This window comes from Rahnella sp. PCH160, assembly GCF_047784855.1.
Lineage (GTDB): Bacteria > Pseudomonadota > Gammaproteobacteria > Enterobacterales > Enterobacteriaceae > Rahnella.
The window spans coordinates 2,058,959-2,076,760 of record NZ_JBLOGT010000001.1; the positions used below are offsets into that span (position 1 = coordinate 2,058,959).

15 protein-coding genes and 1 pseudogene are annotated in these 17,802 nt (G+C 52.8%); 10 read left to right on the plus strand and 6 right to left on the minus strand.

The annotated features are described in order from the left end of the window. Positions 1-34: 34 nt before the first annotated feature. Positions 35-1,153 (minus strand): ABC transporter substrate-binding protein, encoded by a 1,119-nt coding sequence (locus tag ACM5QY_RS09650; RefSeq protein WP_416120433.1) that lies wholly within the window; start codon positions 1,151-1,153, stop codon positions 35-37. Between the two features lie 617 nt (positions 1,154-1,770). On the opposite strand from ACM5QY_RS09650, the gene ACM5QY_RS09655 reads away from it, so the two are divergent. Genes ACM5QY_RS09655 through ACM5QY_RS09665 form a run of 3 tightly spaced genes read left to right on the plus strand, consistent with a single transcriptional unit; the run spans position 1,771 to position 4,545 of the window. Beyond that, a complete protein-coding gene (locus ACM5QY_RS09655; protein ID WP_416120434.1) occupies positions 1,771-2,484 on the plus strand; it encodes a GntR family transcriptional regulator in 714 nt (237 codons plus the stop codon). A gap of 59 nt (positions 2,485-2,543) precedes the next feature. Further along, positions 2,544-3,701: a M20 aminoacylase family protein gene (locus ACM5QY_RS09660; RefSeq protein WP_416120435.1), complete on the plus strand. Its 1,158-nt coding sequence runs from the start codon at positions 2,544-2,546 to the stop codon at positions 3,699-3,701. Between the two features lie 34 nt (positions 3,702-3,735). Next, complete coding sequence (locus tag ACM5QY_RS09665) at positions 3,736-4,545, plus strand: pyrroline-5-carboxylate reductase family protein (RefSeq protein ID WP_416120436.1); 810 nt, start codon at positions 3,736-3,738, stop codon at positions 4,543-4,545. A gap of 69 nt (positions 4,546-4,614) precedes the next feature. Here ACM5QY_RS09665 and ACM5QY_RS09670 read toward each other — a convergent pair whose 3' ends face one another. Further along, complete coding sequence (locus tag ACM5QY_RS09670) at positions 4,615-6,402, minus strand: methyl-accepting chemotaxis protein (protein ID WP_416120437.1); 1,788 nt, start codon at positions 6,400-6,402, stop codon at positions 4,615-4,617. Between the two features lie 329 nt (positions 6,403-6,731). On the opposite strand from ACM5QY_RS09670, the pseudogene ACM5QY_RS09675 reads away from it, so the two are divergent. From ACM5QY_RS09675 to ACM5QY_RS09700, 6 genes and pseudogenes are all read left to right on the plus strand, one after another. Then, positions 6,732-7,711: pseudogene (locus tag ACM5QY_RS09675) on the plus strand (TIM barrel protein). Between the two features lie 63 nt (positions 7,712-7,774). Beyond that, entirely contained in the window at positions 7,775-8,818 is a 1,044-nt protein-coding gene (locus ACM5QY_RS09680) for a sugar ABC transporter substrate-binding protein (RefSeq protein WP_416122857.1), read from the plus strand. A 33-nt stretch (positions 8,819-8,851) separates the two neighbouring features. Beyond that, entirely contained in the window at positions 8,852-10,354 is a 1,503-nt protein-coding gene (locus ACM5QY_RS09685) for a sugar ABC transporter ATP-binding protein (protein ID WP_416120438.1), read from the plus strand. A 46-nt stretch (positions 10,355-10,400) separates the two neighbouring features. Then, the gene (locus ACM5QY_RS09690) at positions 10,401-11,372 is read left to right on the plus strand and encodes an ABC transporter permease (RefSeq protein WP_416120439.1); all 972 of its coding nucleotides are present in this window, start codon (positions 10,401-10,403) and stop codon (positions 11,370-11,372) included. Beyond that, positions 11,372-12,229 (plus strand): MurR/RpiR family transcriptional regulator, encoded by an 858-nt coding sequence (locus tag ACM5QY_RS09695; RefSeq protein WP_416120440.1) that lies wholly within the window; start codon positions 11,372-11,374, stop codon positions 12,227-12,229. The genes ACM5QY_RS09690 and ACM5QY_RS09695 overlap by 1 nt, the downstream gene beginning before the upstream one ends. A gap of 1 nt (position 12,230) precedes the next feature. Beyond that, positions 12,231-13,097, plus strand: coding sequence for a ribokinase (locus tag ACM5QY_RS09700; protein ID WP_416120441.1), 867 nt, complete (start codon positions 12,231-12,233; stop codon positions 13,095-13,097). Positions 13,098-13,167: 70 nt separating this feature from the next. Here ACM5QY_RS09700 and ACM5QY_RS09705 read toward each other — a convergent pair whose 3' ends face one another. The 4 genes from ACM5QY_RS09705 to ACM5QY_RS09720 all read right to left on the minus strand — a co-directional run bounded on the left by ACM5QY_RS09705 (position 13,168) and on the right by ACM5QY_RS09720 (position 16,569). Next, positions 13,168-14,517: a DEAD/DEAH box helicase gene (locus ACM5QY_RS09705; protein ID WP_416120442.1), complete on the minus strand. Its 1,350-nt coding sequence runs from the start codon at positions 14,515-14,517 to the stop codon at positions 13,168-13,170. A gap of 8 nt (positions 14,518-14,525) precedes the next feature. Then, positions 14,526-15,032: a nuclease-related domain-containing protein gene (locus tag ACM5QY_RS09710; RefSeq protein WP_416120443.1), complete on the minus strand. Its 507-nt coding sequence runs from the start codon at positions 15,030-15,032 to the stop codon at positions 14,526-14,528. Between the two features lie 234 nt (positions 15,033-15,266). Continuing rightward, on the minus strand, positions 15,267-15,575 hold the full coding sequence (locus tag ACM5QY_RS09715; protein WP_416120444.1) for an Rdx family protein: 309 nt from the start codon (positions 15,573-15,575) through the stop codon (positions 15,267-15,269). A 91-nt stretch (positions 15,576-15,666) separates the two neighbouring features. Then, positions 15,667-16,569, minus strand: coding sequence for a LysR family transcriptional regulator (locus ACM5QY_RS09720; protein WP_416120445.1), 903 nt, complete (start codon positions 16,567-16,569; stop codon positions 15,667-15,669). Positions 16,570-16,691: 122 nt separating this feature from the next. On the opposite strand from ACM5QY_RS09720, the gene ACM5QY_RS09725 reads away from it, so the two are divergent. Continuing rightward, positions 16,692-17,789, plus strand: a complete 1,098-nt coding sequence (locus ACM5QY_RS09725) for an NADH:flavin oxidoreductase/NADH oxidase (protein ID WP_101076400.1) — start codon at positions 16,692-16,694, stop codon at positions 17,787-17,789. Positions 17,790-17,802: the final 13 nt, after the last annotated feature.

Consider the following 17,802-nt stretch of genomic DNA (forward strand, 5'->3'; position numbering starts at 1 on the left):
TTCCTGAACAAAGGGGCAGAAGGAAACGGTCGCGTTATCGCGCCACCGGTTCGCCGTTGAGCGCTTTCACTTTCAGGTAAGGTTGGGTCTGACGCTGATTATCGGCGTCCAGATTCAGGGTGCCGGTGATGCCGGTAAACTGCGGCGCGACGGTTTTCATGGCGTCCACTAATGCTGCCGGGCTGGCGCTGTGCGCCTTGCCGATGGCTGCCGCCGCCAGCATCACGCTGTCATAGGCATAGCTGCCATAAACGGAGCGCGGTTTCTCGTGGAAACGCTGCTGATAATGCTCGCTGTAGCTTTGCCCGCCGGTTTTCTGCGCCATGCCGGAGACTTCCATACCGATTTGCCCGTTGGTGAATTGCGCCGGAGAATCCGCAATTGCCATCGTCAGATACATGCCGTACCACGGCGTTTTGCCCAGACCGAGTGCGGAGGATTCGCGGTTTAGCACAATCGCGTCCTGGCCGTAGCTGGTGTAGACGTAAGCATCGGGTTTGGCGCGTGAAATCTGTTCCAGCTCGCGGCGGTAAGACGGCTGGCCGCTGGTGTACAACACTTTGGCGACCACTTTTCCGCCGAGTTTTTCAAACGCCTGTGTAAACTGCTGCGCCATTCCCTGACCGTAAGCCCCGTCCGGCGCGATAAACGCCACCTTGTGATAGCCAAGTTTCCACACGTCGTCGGCAGAAAAACGCGCCGAAAGGTCATCGAGGCCGATCACGCTGTAAGACGTTTTGCCGATTTTGCGTACATCTGCGCTGGTGCCGGAAATGTTGATGTGAACCAGATTGTTCTTCACCAGATACTGGCCGATGGGAATGGTCACGCTGGAAGAGAAATCGCCGATCACCAGCGGCACGTTATCCACCTGCGTTAATTTCCTGACCGCATTCAGCCCGGTCACCGGGCTGCCCGCCGAGTCTTCCACCACCACATCCAGTTTTTGCCCGGCGACGCCGCCTTTGGCATTGAGGTCTTCCACGGCCAGTTCCATGCCGCGACGCTGGTCTTCACCAATGCTGGCGCTGGTGCCGGTTAACGGCAAAATCGCGCCAAGCTTAATATCCGCAAATGCGGGATGAACAGCGCCCAGCAACGTCACGCTGGTCAGCGCAGACAAAACAACAGTACGGCGAAAGCGAGTTTTCATTATGGTTCTCCGGCTTTTTGATAAGCCCATAGAAGCAGTTGGAGTCGGACCGGCAGCCGTTTTGCCCTGACCGGGCGAAGCGGTTGTCGTGTGATTACCCTGGGTGAAGCAAAGTCATGCACTCAGAAGTGAATAAACAAGTGCATACACTTATGTTTAAAGGCAAGTTCTATGCCATGTGCGCAATTTTTGCAGCGTAACCGGGCCGGAGAACGAACGCGGGGAGATCAAATAATGATGAAAAACAGAGGGAACGTCTGCGGTAAAAAATTAAAAAGTAAATCAGACACGGTCATTATTTTTGCCGATCGCTAAACCGCGGGTTCAATACCAAATGTTTATTTTCACTTTTTTGGAGCAATAACCGCACTGCAACAGTGCAATTCTTTTTTTAATTCGGAAATAACAAAGGGCTAAATATTCTATAGTGAATAAGCTTATGATAAATAGTGATTTGTAGAAGTGAGTGCAAAAGTGTATGCAATCTTGTGTTGAGCCGACTTTATTGCTGTGCTATCAATTAAATCCACATCGATGTCTTTAATTTCTGCTTCAGTTTTAAAATTGACATAAACAAAAAGATTAAAAGAAGAAAATTAAGCAGAGCCGGAGGTTCAGTGATTGTTCCTAAAAAAAAGTCCCGCAGCGCGGACAGCGTCGAGAAGGTTTACGAGAAAGTAAAACTGCTGGCAATTGATTACCACTTCCGCCCGGGCGAACGGGTCAACGAAGTCGAGCTGGCGGGCCAGCTTGGCGTCTCCAGAACGCCGGTACGCGAGGCGCTCAACCGCCTTTCCAAAGACGGTTTCATGAGTTTCGTACCGAACCGCGGATTTTATGCCCGCGATATCACGCCGGAAGGCGTTCGCGAGCTGTATGAAGTGCGCATGGTGATTGAACAGGCGACGTTCCGCTTTGCCTGCCAGCGCGCCACCGATGAAGAGATCGCCGCGACCGCTGCCATCTGGGAAGACGTCAGCGAGACACAACCCGACGCCAGTGAAATCACTGACTGGTCGGAAATCGCCAAAGCCGACGAACATTTCCACATGGAAATCGCCCGCATCTCGCGTAATGCACGGCTGTACGAAATGCTCGACAGTTTAAATTCGCTGATCCGCTTTTTCCGCCGTATCGATCTGGAAACGCCCAGCCGCCGGATCAACGCCTACGAGGAACACGTCGGGATCATTGCTGCGCTGCGCCATCGCGATGTCGAAAAGGGCGCACAACTGATTGAACGCCACGTTTCGCTGAGTTCTGAAAACGCAGTGGAAGTGACAAAAGAAGGTCTGGCACGCATTTACTTCGGGAAAAAACAGGCGCTTTAACGCCGCTTCCGGACATTATAAAAACCCTGCATATCAATACAGATCACCACAGAGGATCTATGGCTGTCATTTCTCAACACATTATCGATCAGGCAAAACAGTTACGCCGTGAATTCCACACCCGGCCAGAACTGGGTCTGAATGAACATCATACTGCCCAAAAAATCAGCGAACTGCTGCGGTCTTTCGGCCTTGAAGTTCACACCGGTATCGCCGAAACCGGCATTGTCGCCACCCTGCGTAATGGCGAAGGGCCGTCGATCGGCCTGCGCGCGGACATCGATGCGCTGCCGATTCAGGAACTCAACAGTTTTGAACACGTCTCGCAAAACCCCGGCCTGATGCACGCCTGCGGCCATGACGGTCACTCGGCCATTTTGCTCGGCGCGGCGCGTCATCTGAGCGAAAACCGCCATTTTCGCGGCACGGTACATTTCATTTTTCAGCCTGCGGAAGAAAACGCCGGAGGCGGCCAGATGATGGTCAGTGAAGGGCTGTTTGAGCGTTTCCCGATGCAGGAAGTGTACGCGCTGCATAACTGGCCCGGCCTGCCGGTCGGCGAAGTCGCGGTCAGCCAGGGCCCGATGATGGCGTCGCAGGATAATTTCTACATTACGCTCACCGGAAAAGGCTGCCATGCGGCAATGCCGGAACTGGGCGCGGATCCTGTCGTGGCGGGCGCACAGCTAATTTTATCGCTGCAAAGCCTGATTTCACGCCGCCTGTCGCCGCTGGAACAAACGGTGATCAGCCTGACGCAGTTGCAGGCGGGCGAGGCGATCAACGTGATCCCTGAAACGCTGCACATGTCCGGCACGTTGCGCTGCCAGAGTAATGAAACGCGCATTTCCTGCTGGCGGCTGATTGAAGAATACGTCAAAGCCGTGCCGTTGCCGTTTGGCGTCAAAGGCGAAGTCCGCTGGGAATTCGGTTATCCGGTGACGAAAAACCATCCGGCGCAGGCAGAAATGGTGCGTGAAGCCGCTGAACATTCACCGGGCGTCACGAAAGTGCATTTCAATAATCCGCCGTCGATGGCGGCAGAAGATTTCGCGTATTTGCTTGAGCGATGTCCCGGTGCTTACTTCTGGCTGGGCGCTGACGGCGCAACGCCTTCCGCTTCGCTGCACAACGCACATTTCGATTTTAATGATGATCTGATCCCGCTGGGCATCGGCATTTGGGCGACGCTGGTGGAAAGGTCGTTGAAGGAATAATTCTCTCACTATTTTCACCTTTACGGAGTCAACCATGAGCCAGATTCATTTTGTCGGAGCCGGTCAGATGGCCGAAGCGATTATCCGCGCGGCCCTGAAACGCGGTGCCGTTTCGGCCAGCCAGATTACCCTTGCGGATATCGATGACGGGCGTATTGCCACGCTGCGTGACCGGTATCAGCTGACGTCGGCGCTTAACGACAGCGAAGCGCTGGCGGCGGCGGATTACATCGTGATTGGCGTCCGCCCGCAGGATGATATCGACGGCGTTGCGCGGCACATTTGCCAGCACGCATCGCCGCAGGCCACGGTGATTTCGATTATTGCCGGTGTCACACTCGAACGGCTGGGTGCGCAGTTTGGCACGACGCGACCGATTGTCCGCACCATTCCCAATACCCTGACAGACACCGGTTTTGGCTACAGCGGCGTGGTGTTTAACGCGCATGTCACCCCGGAGCCGCTGATGCCGTTTCTGGAAAGTTTCGGCAAGGTGATGGTGCTTGAAGAACGGCTGATCGACATCTTCACCGGCTTTGCCGTCGCCGGGGTGAATTACGTGTATTACTTTATCGAATCGCTGACTGACGCAGGCGTGCTGAGCGGGTTGTCGCGTCCGCAGGCCAGCAAAGTGGTGTGGGAAAATCTGATTGGTGGCGTGGAGATGCTGAAAACCAGCGGGCTGCATCCGCGCCAGCTGATGGACATCAATAACTCACCGGCCGGTGTCGGTATCAACGGATTGTACGAACTGAACAACAGCGATTTCGCCGCCGGGTTACAGCGCAGCGTGATGACGGCCGTCAGAAGAACCACCGAGCTTTCCGGCAGCAAACCGGCGTAAACCTGCCTTATTGCCCCTGTAAAAAAGGCCGGACACTTTCGCGTCCGGCCCTGATCAAAACGATTTCACTTACACGCGGAAATGACCGACGGCGAGCGCCAGACCGGTGGCCTGTTCCTGCAAGGCAGACGCCGCGCCGGTGGATTCCTGAACCATCGCCGCATTCTGTTGCACCATGCCATCAAGCTGGGTAATCGCCTTGTTGATCTCATGAATGCTCAGCATCTGTTCTTCCGACGCGTGGGTGATTTCCATCATCACGCTGCTGACGTTCGACACGTTGCTGACGATTTCGCTCATGCTGTCGCTGGCCAGCCGCACCTGTGCGGAACCCGACGCCACGCTGCTGACCGTCGATTCAATCAGCACTTTGATCTCTTTCGCCGCCTGGGCGCTGCGCTGTGCCAGACTGCGCACTTCGCTGGCGACTACGGCAAATCCGCGCCCCTGTTCACCGGCACGCGCGGCTTCAACGGCAGCGTTCAGCGCCAGAATGTTGGTCTGGAACGCAATGCCGTCGATAACGCCGGTGATATCCCCGATTTTTGACGAGGCGCTTTCAATACTTTCCATCGTCGTAATGACTCTCGTCACCACTTCGTCTCCGCGTGTGGCGGCTTCTGAGGCGGATTTCGCCGTCGCGCTGGCCTGTTTAGCGGAGCTGGCGGACTGAGACACCGTGGCGGTGATCTGCTCAAGCGACGCAGCGGTTTGTTGCAGACTGGCGGCAGCGGATTCGGTACGGCCCGACAAATCGTTATTCCCGGCGGCAATTTCATCGGCGGCAATTTTGACGGATTCGCTGGTGGTGCGGATTTCGGACATCACCTTGCTGAGCTTATCGACAAACGTGTTGAACGCCCGGGCGATTTGCGTCACTTCGTCGTGGCCGTCAGTCGGTAAACGTTGGGTCAGATCGTCTTCGCCGGAGCTGATGGCGTTGAGCGTATCGCGCACCACAGACAGGCGGTGGAACGATTTGGTGATGATCAGGCCAATCACGGCAGCGGAAATCAGCACGATCACAAACAGCGTAATCACCGATGACGTCAGCAGCGAACGCATACCCGCCGTGGATTCGTTCTTGTCCTGCAACACCAGCGTGTACCATTCGGTGCCCGCGACCGGCAGCGCACGAACGCGCTTTGTTACGCCATTGAGCTGAATATCCACCGGCGTTTTCGCCGCGAATAAATCCTGCAAATTCACGCCTTCCGCCAGCGAACTGAACGGTTTCAGGGCCAGCTTATCGTCCGGGTGCGCAATGATCACACCGGATTTATCTACCAGCATCCCGAAACTGCCGGGCGTCGGATGGATGGTATTCACGTTATTTACCACGCTATCCATCGACACATCACCGGCGACAATGGCTTTCAGCGTGCCGCCGTCCATAACAGGTACGGCGAATGTGACCACTAACTTACCGGTGCCCGAATCGACATACGGCGGCGTGGCAACCGGATGCCCGGCTTCTGCTGCCTGCTTGTACCACGGACGGCCCGTCGGATCGTAATCTGACGGCACGCCGGTCGGGTCAGCGAATTTCGCGGTTTTATTCGCATAGCCGACGTAAACGTTAGTAAATCCGCCCGCGGCGGTAATTTGTTTGAGCACCGGAACCGGATCTTCCGTTAACGCAACCTGCTGAAGTGAAGCAATCATCCCTGTTTTTGAGCTGACCCAATCGCTGATCCCTTGCGTGTGACTGGAGGTCAGGGCATTGAGCGTGGTGTCTGTCGCCTGACGGTTGTATTTATCTGCAACGGTGTAACTGAGGAAGGTATTGATCACCAGCGAGCACACCACAATGGCGATGCAGGCGGTAATAATGCGCGAACGAATTGTCTTTAGCATGGGCGTTTCCCTGGAAGGAATCTTAAGATTTAGATAACGGCAGAAAGCCGGGAAACTTGAGGTGTGTCACAGAAAAACGGAGGTTTATAGCGGTGAAATAGCGCTCATTTTTATTTTTGCGTGAAATTTATCGCCTTCCATCCCCAACTCGCTATTCCCTGTTATTCCCGCCAGGCTTTACCTAAATTTCGTGAAACGCCTCTCAAATCTGATCACAAAACCCCCAGGGGATCTTGCAGGTTTTTTCGGCTGGTGATAGTAATGCACTACTTTACAAAATAATGTGAAGCAGGAAAGTACATCACGAATCAGTTTACAAAGGACACCCCATGTCAGAACTTAAATTCGCCACACGTCTGAACTCGTTTGCCTCGGGGCTTATCTTTACTGGCCAGAACTGAAAGGCAAACCTTCAGTGCTGCAAATGATCGAACGTGCAGCTACGGTTAAAGGATTGACACATCTTGACCTGAATTATCCCCAGCACATGACTGACGACGTCAAAACTATGCGTCAGAAAATCGAAGAAGTCGGGCTGGCGGTCAACGGGATGCAAATGCGCTGGGATGCTCCGGAATTTAAAATCGGCGCATTTACCCACCCGGACCCAAAAATTCGTCGTCAGGCGATTGAGTTAACCAAACGCGGCATCGATGCCGGTCGCGAATTCGGTGCCAGCATCATGACGCTGTGGATGGGGCAGGACGGTTTCGATTACTGCTTCCAGGCTGACTACAAAAAAATGTGGGAAGACGCAGTCAGCGCGGTGCGCGAAGTGGCGGAATATGCGCCGGACATCGACGTCAGCATTGAATACAAACCCAACGAGCCGCGTGCTTACAGCATCTTCCCGAACGCCACCACCTGTCTGCTGGCGGTGGAAGAAGCCGGTTGCAAGAACTTAGGTATCACGCTGGATTTCGCGCACGTGCTGTTTGCCAATGAAGTCCCGGCGTTTGCCGCGGCGATGGTCGCGCGCCGTTCACGCCTGCTCGGGCTGGATCTCAATGACGGCTGGGGTAAACGCGACGACGGCCTGATGGTCGGCTCTGTGAACCCGCGCGCCACGCTGGAATTCCTGCTGCAAATGAAACGCGACGGCTATAAAGGCGCGTATTACTTCGATACGTTCCCGGACGCCAGCGGTCTGGATCCGGTTCGTGAAGCGGAAACCAATATCGCGACCGTTATCCGTTTACTGAAACTGTGTGAAAAGCTCGAAAACAACCCGGCGCTGAATGAAGCCATCAGCAGGCAGGATGCCGTCGCCTCTCAGCAAATCGTCAATGACGTGATGCTGGCGCAATAAAAGCGACCGCCACAGCGCGTGTCGCTGTGATAACCATAAAAATAACAATCCGAAGGCCAGATGATGAAAAAACTCTTACTGTCTGTACTCACCTCTACACTGTTTTGCTCCAGCCTTTATGCCGCGGATTTACCGCCGCTGCAATCCGACACCGAACCGGATCGGACTGAATGGACACAACTGACCGCCAAATATGGCCCGTTACCGGCTATTGATAAATCGCTGAAAATCGGCGGCGTATCAAAAACGCTGACCAACGAATACTGGCGTTCCCTCGGCCAGGGCTATAAAAACTTTGCCGATAAACACGGTTTCACCGTGGAATATCAGGCTGCTGCCAACGAAGACGACCAGCTCGGTCAGCTCTCTATCGCCGAAACACTGATTTCACAAGGGTTCAACGGCCTGCTGGTGTCGCCGCAAACCGACGCCAACCTGCAACCGGCGTATGAATCCGCCAAAAGCAAAAACATTGCCGTGGTGAACGTCAATGACGCCGTGATGCCAAACGCCGCGTATTACGTCGGCAACGTGCAAAAAGATAACGGCGTTCGCGTGGCGGGCTGGTTTATCAAGAAACACCCTGAAGGCGGCAAAGTCGCGGTCATCGAAGGCCAGCCGGGCGTGTATGCGGCAACGCAACGCACCAAAGGCTTTAAAGAAACGATTCAGGCCAGCGGAAAATTCACCGTGGTCGCCAGCGTTCCGGCCAACTGGAGCCGCGAAAATGCGTACAACGCCGCGGCGACAATTTTACAGCAACATCCTGATCTGATTGGCTTCTACGCCAACAACGACGGCATGGCGCTGGGCGTGGTGGAAGCCGTTGCGGCTGCCGGAAAATCGAAACAGGTTGCTGTTTTTGGCACCGACGGAATTTCCGATGCGTATGCGTCTATCAAACGCGGCGAGCTGACCGGCACGGTTGACAGCTTCCCGGTGCTGACCGGCGAAGTGGCGATGGAAGTGGTTGTCCGTCTGATTAACGGCCAGAAAATCTCCCGCGTGGTGTCCACGCCGCAGGCGCTGATCACCAAAGACAATGCCGATGCGTTCTCCACCAAAGATAACGCGAAGCTTCGCCAGTTGCTGGCACAGCAACAATAAGTCTGGCGTCAGAGAACAGGGCGAGGAGCGTTTATGGAACAGTATTGTTTGACGATGCGCGGCATCAGCAAAAGCTACAGCGGCGTGGCGGCAGTTCAGGGGGTCGATTTCTCCGTCAGACCGGGCGAAGTGCACGCGCTGATTGGGGAGAACGGTGCCGGAAAATCGACGCTGCTCAATATCCTGTCAGGCGTCCGGGCCGCTGATTCCGGTGAGATCAGGGTGGAAGGGCAGGTGATTCAGATGAAAAACCCGCTGTCTGCGCGCCATGCCGGTATCGCAATGATTCACCAGGAGTTGCAGCACGTTCCTGAACTCTCCGTCGCCCAGAACATGTTTCTCGGGCGGCCACTCACCAAAATGAAAGGGCTGTTTGTTGACAGAAAGGCGCAGTACAAACGGGCGGTGGCGATCCTGCGCCGTCTGGATCCCAGCATTAACCCGGATGAGCCGATCAAAAACCTGAAAGTCTCGCAGCAGCAGATCGTCGAGATCGCCCGTGCGTTGCTCGATGAAGCCAAGATTATTGCGATGGATGAACCGACGTCGAGCCTGACGCCGACGGAGTTTGAACGTCTGGCGGAACTGATTTCTGACTTGAAATCGATGAATGTCTCGCTGATTTACGTCTCGCACAAAATGAATGAAATCTTCAAAGTCTGCGACCGCGCCACGATTTTGCGCGATGGCAAACAGGTCGGCGTGGTGAATATCTGCGACGAAACCGAAGAAACCATCGTGACCAAAATGGTCGGGCGGAAAATCGAAAAAGTGCAGCACCATTCTTATGCCACCGAGCGCATCGTCCTGCGCGTGGACGATCTCAGCCGCGACAAATCGGTGCGTAACGCCACGTTCAGCGTCAAAGCCGGCGAAGTGCTGGGCATCGCCGGGCTGGTGGGATCCGGGCGTACCGAGTTGCTGAAACTGATTGCCGGTATCGATGCCAAAACCAGCGGCAGCATTGAAGTCGATGGCGTCGCGGTAAGAAAACACAACGTCAGTTCCGCCATTCGCGCCGGAATTGGTCTGGTGCCGGAAGACCGCAAAAAAGAAGGCATCATTAAAGAACGCGCCGTCAAAATGAACATGGCATTGCCGTCGATGGCGCGCTTTACCCGCTTCGGCCTGCTGAAAAAAAATCAGCTAAACCAGACCGCGCTGGATGTGATGACGGATTTACGGCTGCGTCCGCTGAATATCGACAAACCTATCGGCACGCTAAGCGGCGGCAATCAGCAAAAAGTGATTATTGGCCGCTGGGTGGCTGCCGATAATAAAGTGTTTCTTTTTGATGAGCCGACACGGGGAATTGATATCGGTGCCAAGTCTGAAATTTATAATCTGATTGAAAAACTCGCGCAGCAGGGGAAAGCCATTGTGGTGGTTTCTTCCGAAATGCCGGAAATAATGCGTATCTCCGACCGGGTTCTGGTCATGCGGGAAGGGCAAATTACGAAAGAACTTAACGGCGACGATATCACCGAAGAAAATATTGCGCGTTATGCCATTAATGATGTGAAAAAAGCCGTCTGAATTAACGATACGCTCCGACACCTACCGATTTTTTAAGGCCATTATTATGACGACTCAAGGTAATGTTCAGCCAAAGGCTTTCCCTCTGGCATTATTTAAATTCAATGTTCGCGATGCCGGTACGCTGATTGGTTTACTGATTATTGTGATCACGTTCTCTTTTCTTTCGCCGGTATTTTTCACATTGCCAAACCTGCTGAATATTTTGCAGCAATCATCGATTAACGGAATTATTGCACTGGGGATGACGCTGGTGATTATTTCCGGCGGCATCGACTTGTCCGTCGGGCCGACGGCGGCGCTTTCTGCGGTACTTGGCGCGACGCTGATGGTGTCTGGTGTACCGGTTCCGCTGGCGATTATGGCAACACTGGGCGTCGGCGCGCTGTGCGGCGTTTTCAGCGGAATGCTGGTCGCGTATGCCGGTTTACAGCCGTTCATCGTTACACTCGGTGGCCTGTCGCTGTTCCGTGCGCTGGCGCTGATTTTCACCAACGGCAACCCGATTTTCGGTATCCCGATGGAGTTTCGCACGGTCATCAACAGCACGGTATTCGGGGTTCCGGCACCGATCGTGATTGTTATCGCCATCGCGGCAATCCTGTGGGTGGTTATGAATAAAACGCCGCTGGGCGAATATATTCTGGCCGTTGGCGGCAATGAAGAAGCCGCGCGCGTGGCCGGTGTGCCGGTCAAAAGGACCAAAGTCACGGTGTTTGTGATTTCCGGCGTACTGGCGTCTTTGGCCTCACTGATTCTGATTGGTCGCCTGGGCGCGGCCGAACCGACGATGGGGAATTTATGGGAGCTGGATGCGATTGCCGCGGCGGCCATTGGCGGGGCTTCGCTGATGGGCGGCAAAGGCAGCGTGATCGGCACGCTGATTGGCGCGGTTATTTTGGGTTCATTACGTAACGGTCTGACGCTTCTGAATATTCAGGCGTTTTATCAATTGCTTGCCACCGGCCTTATAATTATCATAGCGATGTTGATTGACCGGGCGACACGAGGCAAGTAATGAATCAGGATCCGCGAGCCATAGGCGCTCAAATTCGTATGAAATTGCCACATCTGACGCCACTGGAAAGAAAAGTCGTCGAAGCCATTACGTCTAAAACAGATTTTTCAGAGCAAACTTCGTTAAAAGAAATTGCGCTGGAAAATAATGTTTCTGAGGCGATGATTGTTAAATTGACGAAGAAATTAAATTTCTCAGGATTTAGAGATTTCAGAAGCAGTTTGATTTATTACAACTATTCTGAAGTGGCAAATTTACATGCGGAAATTGAGCCGGGAGACTCGTCGGAGCAATTACTTGAAAAGGTTTTTCGCACATCCATTCAGGCAATAGAAGAAACATTATCTATTGTCGATGTGTCGGAATTTAACCGTGCCGCTGACATTCTTTTTAAAGCCAGGCACATCGATTTATATGCCGTCGGCGGTTCCGCCGCAGTCGCCAGAGATTTGTCGCATAAGCTCCTGAAAATTGGGATTAAAACGACGGTCTACGATGATGCCCATATTATGCTGATGTCAGCAGCAGTCTTGTCGGACGATGATGCGGTGGTCGCGATCAGCCATTCCGGGGCCACCCGTGCGGTGAATGACCCGATTAAACTGGCGGCGCGCAACGGTGCCAAAGTTATCGCCATCACCAATTACGCCGAGTCGCCTATTGCGCACAATGCGCATGTGGTTCTCAATTCAACCTCTCAGGGATCGCACTTGCTCGGGGAAAACGCTGCCTCTCGCATCGCCCAGTTAAATATTCTGGATGCCTTATTTGTGGCGATTGCGCAGAAGGATTTGAAGACAGCGGAGAAAAACCTGATGAAAACCCAGCAGGCGGTTCAGGACCTTCGGGAATACTAGAATGGGTAAAATTTTAGTCACGGGCAGCCTTCATTACGACATCGTGATCCACGCGCATCACCGTCCTGAAAAAGGGGAAACGGTGATGGGCAGCGGCTGTTCGTACAAATTTGGTGGCAAAGGCGGCAATCAGGCGGTGTCCGCTGCGAAAGCGGGCGCGCAGGTTAGTTTTGCCGGTGCCATCGGCGCAGATACGCAGGGCGATTTTCTGCGCGCCGTGCTCGAAGAAAACGGCGTGAATACAGATTTCGTGGTCGTCAGTTCTGACCTGCCATCGGGCATGAGCGTTGCGCTGATGGACGCCGAAGGGGATTACGGCGCGGTCGTCGTCTCCAACGCCAATAACCAACTGGACGCCGCGCAATTTGGTGACGATGCCGTCTGGCAGCAAGTTGAGATGTTGCTGCTGCAAAACGAAGTGCCGGAAGCGGTGAATCTGGCGGCAGCCGACGCGGCAAAACAGCGCGGTATCCGCGTGTGTCTGAATGCTGCCCCGGCGCGTGAGATGTGCAGCGCGATGCAATCCGCCATCGACTTGCTGGTGGTCAACGGCGTCGAAGCCCGCGATCTCAGCGGCCTTGCGGTGAATGCATTATCTGACGCCCGCGCCGCCGCTGAATGGCTCGTCCAGCATTATCCGGCGGTGGTCGTCACGGCAGGCGAACACGGTGTTGCCTGGTGCGAAGCCGGTGAGCGCAGCCAGTCCATGCCCGCCGAAAAAGTCGAACTGGTCAGCACGCACGGCGCAGGCGACTGCTTTATGGGTATGCTCTGTACGTCACTCTTGCAGGGCGACACGCTGGCCGATTCCGTAGCAAAAGCCAACCACGCCGCCGCCGAACACGTTTCACGCAGAGTGCAGAGTTAATGTAAAAAAATAAGGCAGGGGAAATTCCTGCCTTATTTTAAAAAAGTTTTACTACGAATATTAAATATGATTACCGCAGACTATCAATTTTTTCTAAACTTTCACTCAGTGAGTTCTTCGTATGCCACGTCACGAGAAGGTTTTTTTTTGCTCTTGTGAATCCAACATATAAGCGCCGGACTTCATCACTTATATCTTCATCTATATTATTATCAGTCTGAATAATATGACTGCTGTCTATGACTGCTACTGAATGGAATTCTAATCCCTTACTGCTTGGTAACGGTAATACAGATATTTTCTCATCTGAAGGGTTGTATTTTTTCTTGTCTTCAGATGTGAATAAAAAATTGTAAGGAATTTCAGTTTTAGAAAATGCTTTTTCAAGATACTTCCCTACTCCATTTGATGGGCATAAAACGGCAATATCACTCCAACTGATTCCTAATGCATTCTCTTTTTTAATCCATTTTATAAGATGAGAGACCTCTTCTGACATTGTATTAAAGGGTTTTAAATCGGGTGGCGTCCCTTTTATACCCGCAGCTTCAGGTTGCATAAATGCCATGTGCTTATCATCATGAGAATCAAAATGCTGCTTTGAGAAGTTATAGGAAAAATTTAGGATTTCTTTCGTATTCCGGTAGTTTAATTTTAATATGGATGTTCTGCCCTGAGCTTGTATTCCAACACTTGCCAGCGAGAAGCTTAACGCCCCGCGCTTTTTATAAATGGACTGTGCGTCATCATATAAAAAGAGAAGTGAGTTGGTTTCGGGATCAACCATTTTTGTTACAAGTGAAAGCCAGGCTGAATCGAAATCATGCCCTTCGTCCACTAATATTGCACCGTATTGCCCTATAGGAATACGGCCATCCTCAGCTGCCTGAATGACAACATCTACATGGACTTCCCAAGGTTTTTTGTCAGATTTAGGAAGAAGAAGTTTATATTTTTCAATTTGTTCTTTACACCAACCGTGAAAATGAAGTATTTGAATTCGATCTCCCAAGCCACGTTCAGCAATTTGGTTTTTTAATCTTGCGGCTAATGTGATATTGAAACAAAGCACCAGGATGGGGGTTGTCAGAATTTGAGCAAGGTGGAGGCATCGATATAAAAGAATCAACGTTTTTCCGGAACCTGCCACCCCATGTATGACGCGATGGCCTTCACCCAAACTTCGAGCCAATATTTCTTGCTGAATATCCAGAATTCGTACGATTTCCGGAATGCTCTTGTCAGGCAACCCCGTTTCATCTGAAACGTCTTGTTGGAACAAATCAGGTTGAGCGTGTGTGATCCGTATTTCAGGGAATAGGTGCCAGCGAATACGGTCAACCTGTGGGCTATCTAATGGCGTTTTGAATTTATAGCGGAACATACCCCATATTTTTTCTTCAAATATTTCTTTACTCAAAGACTCCGTCATTTCATCGCTGCAAATGACCAGCTGCGGGGGAGAACCTCTTCCTGGATTTCAACGGGTATTACTGAGTTCAATTGTTTTCGGGTTATGTTACTTAACACCACTCCCCATCCATAAGGGAAGCACAATTTACCTTTGTAACGCTCGTCACTTTGTAATAACTGCAAATCTCTTTCTAGCTGATTTATGGCCGCGTAACTTGATTGCCTGACTTGTTCCATGGGATTAGGTACTGTTTTTATTCCGGTATCTGTCAGCAATTCCATTCGAGATTTATCAATTTGACGTATATTCTCTACTTTCCAATCCTTGACCTCAAGGAACAATAATCCCCTGGCCGGATGGAGGAGGATAAAGTCCGGGTAACGGCGCAGTCTGCCGACAGGAATGTCATACCAGCACAAACAATCATCGCTAAGTGCTGACTCAATTTTTTTTGCAAAGCGTAATTCCCCAGGCATTACTTTCCCTGTGAAACTATTAATAGTTGGAATTATTTCAGCCATGATATTCCTGATTTTTCGAGAAATTAAGATTCACACAGATTATACGACGAGGAGAAAATAAAAAATGATTCAGATACCAGTATTTTAGATAAATAACAATAATATCCAAGATATTGCTTGTGAACTTATCTGAAATTTCCTTTGCGATTATTATACTTCCTAAATAAGGTGAATAAGCATTACGCCTCATAATGCAGCCCCCGTTCTGCTGATGCAATTAAGGGGCGTCTTATCTTATTTTTCTCCATCAGTTGTAGGAATTTTCTTCTTATCCACATGCCCTAAATCGCGGTCCGGGAAGCAGATATCGCGCACGCGCTGTTTAAGCGGTGCGGCCTCCGGAAAACCGCCGTCTCTTTTGCGTTCCCAGATAAGCTCGTCATCGACTTTAATCTCGTAAATTCCCCCTATGCCCGGCACCAGCGTGACGGACGCCAGATCGGTGCTGAAAGAATTCAACAGCTCCTGTGCCATCCACGCGGCGCGCAACAGCCAGTTGCATTGGGAACAATAAGTGATGGTAACTGCCGGACGTTTTTCCATGGAATAACCCTTCTGTGCGCGGTTTTTCTGCCGCGTTTTTTAACATGTGAAAAGCAGATGAAGCCTTGAAAATACCATGATGTGGCGCGATTTACTCCCCGCTGCACGCCTGTGCCAGAAGCTGACGCAGCCACTGGTGCGCCGCCGATAAATGCGAGCGCTCATGCCACGCGGCGACTTTGGTAAAACCGGGAATCGTCAGCGGTGGCGGTAATACCTCAAGCCCTGCGGCGTCGCGCACCAGACGTTCCGGCACCACGGCAATCAGGTCAGTGGTTTGCAATACCGGCGGCAGCACCAGAAAACTGTTCACCGACAGCACGACATTACGTTTTTTGCCCAGCGCCTGAAGCGCCTTATCGGTCACGCCTTCGAAATTTTCGCCGCTCAGCGACACCAGCGCGTGATCGTACCGGCAGAACGTATCGAGGGAAATAGCGCCGTTTTTAAGCGCCGGATGGCCTTTGCGCAGTGCACAAACATAACGTTCGTCGTACAGATGGCGGATGTGTAAATCAGGCGGCGTGGTTTCCGGCGTCAGCAGCGCAAGGTCGATTTCACCACGCTCCAGCCGCCCCAAAACCGTGGCATCTTCGGCGCGCTGTACCGACAGATGAATGCCCGGCGCACGCTGTTGCAACAGGGAAAAGAACGGCACGATAATCACACTCAGTGCGTAATCGGTGGCCGCCAGTGTGAATGTCATTTCGCACTCTGCGGGAACAAAGGCTTCCGGTTCCAGCAACGCTTCTATCTGCGCCATGACCCGTTTTACCGGTTTCGCCAGCGCCAGCGCGCGCTCCGTCGGCACAATGCCGTAACGTGAACGGACAAAAAGAGGATCATCAAAACTGTCACGCAGACGTGTCAGCATACTGCTGACGGCAGGCTGCGTCAGGGAAAGGCGTTCGGCGGCGCGGGTGACATTCCGCTCGTCGAGCAGGGCGTCGAAAGCCTTTAACAGGTTGAGGTCGAGACTTTTAAGGTTGCGCATCGGCAGGGCACTCTTTGAGTTATAACGAAATATTATGTGCACTATAATATTTCTTCACTTCCGCATATAGCTGTCCGACGTCACTCTGGTTGCCGGCTGCCAAACTCACCGGGAAAAAAATTATGTCCGCACTCTTTACGCCGTTTACCCTGAAAGACGTCACGTTAAAAAACCGTATCGCTGTTCCGCCGATGTGCCAGTATTCCGCCACTGACGGCGTGCCGAACGACTGGCATCAGGTGCATTACGCAACACTTGCGCGCGGTGGCGCAAGTCTGGTTATCGTCGAAGCGACCGCTGTTTCGCCGGAAGGCCGCATCACTCCGGGATGCTTAGGGATCTGGAACGACGCACAGGCCGCTGAACTGGCGAAAATCGCCAAATCCATCAAAGCCGCCGGGGCTGTTCCGGGGATTCAGATTGGTCATGCAGGCCGTAAAGCCAGCGCCAATCTGCCGTGGGAAGGCGATGATCATATTGCAGAAGGCGATCCGCGCGGCTGGGCGACTATCGCACCTTCAGCGGTTGCGTTCGGCAAACACTTGCCAAAAGTGCCGAAAGAGATGACAAAAGCGGATATCCAGCGCGTTATGGCGGATTTCGTCGCGGCAGCCAAACGTGCGCGCGATGCCGGTTTTGAATGGCTGGAACTGCATTTTGCCCACGGCTATCTGGCGCAGAGTTTCTTCTCCGTGCATTCCAATACCCGTACTGATGAATACGGCGGTGATTTCGCCGGTCGCAGCCGTTTCCTGATTGAAACCTTCGACGCCGTTAATGCGGTCTGGCCGAAAAACCTGCCGATCACCGCGCGTTTTGGCGTGATTGAATACGATGGCCGCGACGAAGAAACGTTATCCGAGTCCATCGAACTGACGCGTATTCTGCGTGAAAAAGGGCTGGATCTGCTCAACGTCAGCGTCGGTTTCTCCACCTGGGAAGCGCAGATCCCGTGGGGCGCAGGTTTCCTCGCACCGGTTTCGCGCCGCGTGCGCAAAGAAGCCGGTTTGCCGGTCGCCAGTTCCTGGGGCGTGGCGTCTGCGGACGTCGCCGAACGCTGCATCAGCGAAGAAGACATGGATCTGGTGATGATTGGCCGCGCGATGCTCGCCAACCCGCATTATCCGTATGCACTGGCGAAAGAGCTGGGTGTGGAAAATCCGTCCTGGGTCCTGCCTGCGCCTTACGCGCACTGGCTTGAGCGTTACAGCATCAGCTAAAACGGCAGTGATA

Bases quoted from the DNA above. Each gene is read 5' to 3' on its own strand.
- ACM5QY_RS09650 (WP_416120433.1), bottom strand. From the start codon at position 1,153: ATGAAAACTCGCTTTCGCCGTACTGTTGTTTTGTCTGCGCTGACCAGC.
- ACM5QY_RS09660 (WP_416120435.1), top strand. From the start codon at position 2,544: ATGGCTGTCATTTCTCAACACATTATCGATCAGGCAAAACAGTTACGC.
- ACM5QY_RS09665 (WP_416120436.1), top strand. From the start codon at position 3,736: ATGAGCCAGATTCATTTTGTCGGAGCCGGTCAGATGGCCGAAGCGATT.
- ACM5QY_RS09670 (WP_416120437.1), bottom strand. From the start codon at position 6,402: ATGCTAAAGACAATTCGTTCGCGCATTATTACCGCCTGCATCGCCATT.
- ACM5QY_RS09680 (WP_416122857.1), top strand. From the start codon at position 7,775: ATGAAAAAACTCTTACTGTCTGTACTCACCTCTACACTGTTTTGCTCC.
- ACM5QY_RS09685 (WP_416120438.1), top strand. From the start codon at position 8,852: ATGGAACAGTATTGTTTGACGATGCGCGGCATCAGCAAAAGCTACAGC.
- ACM5QY_RS09690 (WP_416120439.1), top strand. From the start codon at position 10,401: ATGACGACTCAAGGTAATGTTCAGCCAAAGGCTTTCCCTCTGGCATTA.
- ACM5QY_RS09695 (WP_416120440.1), top strand. From the start codon at position 11,372: ATGAATCAGGATCCGCGAGCCATAGGCGCTCAAATTCGTATGAAATTG.
- ACM5QY_RS09700 (WP_416120441.1), top strand. From the start codon at position 12,231: ATGGGTAAAATTTTAGTCACGGGCAGCCTTCATTACGACATCGTGATC.
- ACM5QY_RS09710 (WP_416120443.1), bottom strand. From the start codon at position 15,032: ATGGCTGAAATAATTCCAACTATTAATAGTTTCACAGGGAAAGTAATG.
- ACM5QY_RS09715 (WP_416120444.1), bottom strand. From the start codon at position 15,575: ATGGAAAAACGTCCGGCAGTTACCATCACTTATTGTTCCCAATGCAAC.
- ACM5QY_RS09720 (WP_416120445.1), bottom strand. From the start codon at position 16,569: ATGCGCAACCTTAAAAGTCTCGACCTCAACCTGTTAAAGGCTTTCGAC.
- ACM5QY_RS09725 (WP_101076400.1), top strand. From the start codon at position 16,692: ATGTCCGCACTCTTTACGCCGTTTACCCTGAAAGACGTCACGTTAAAA.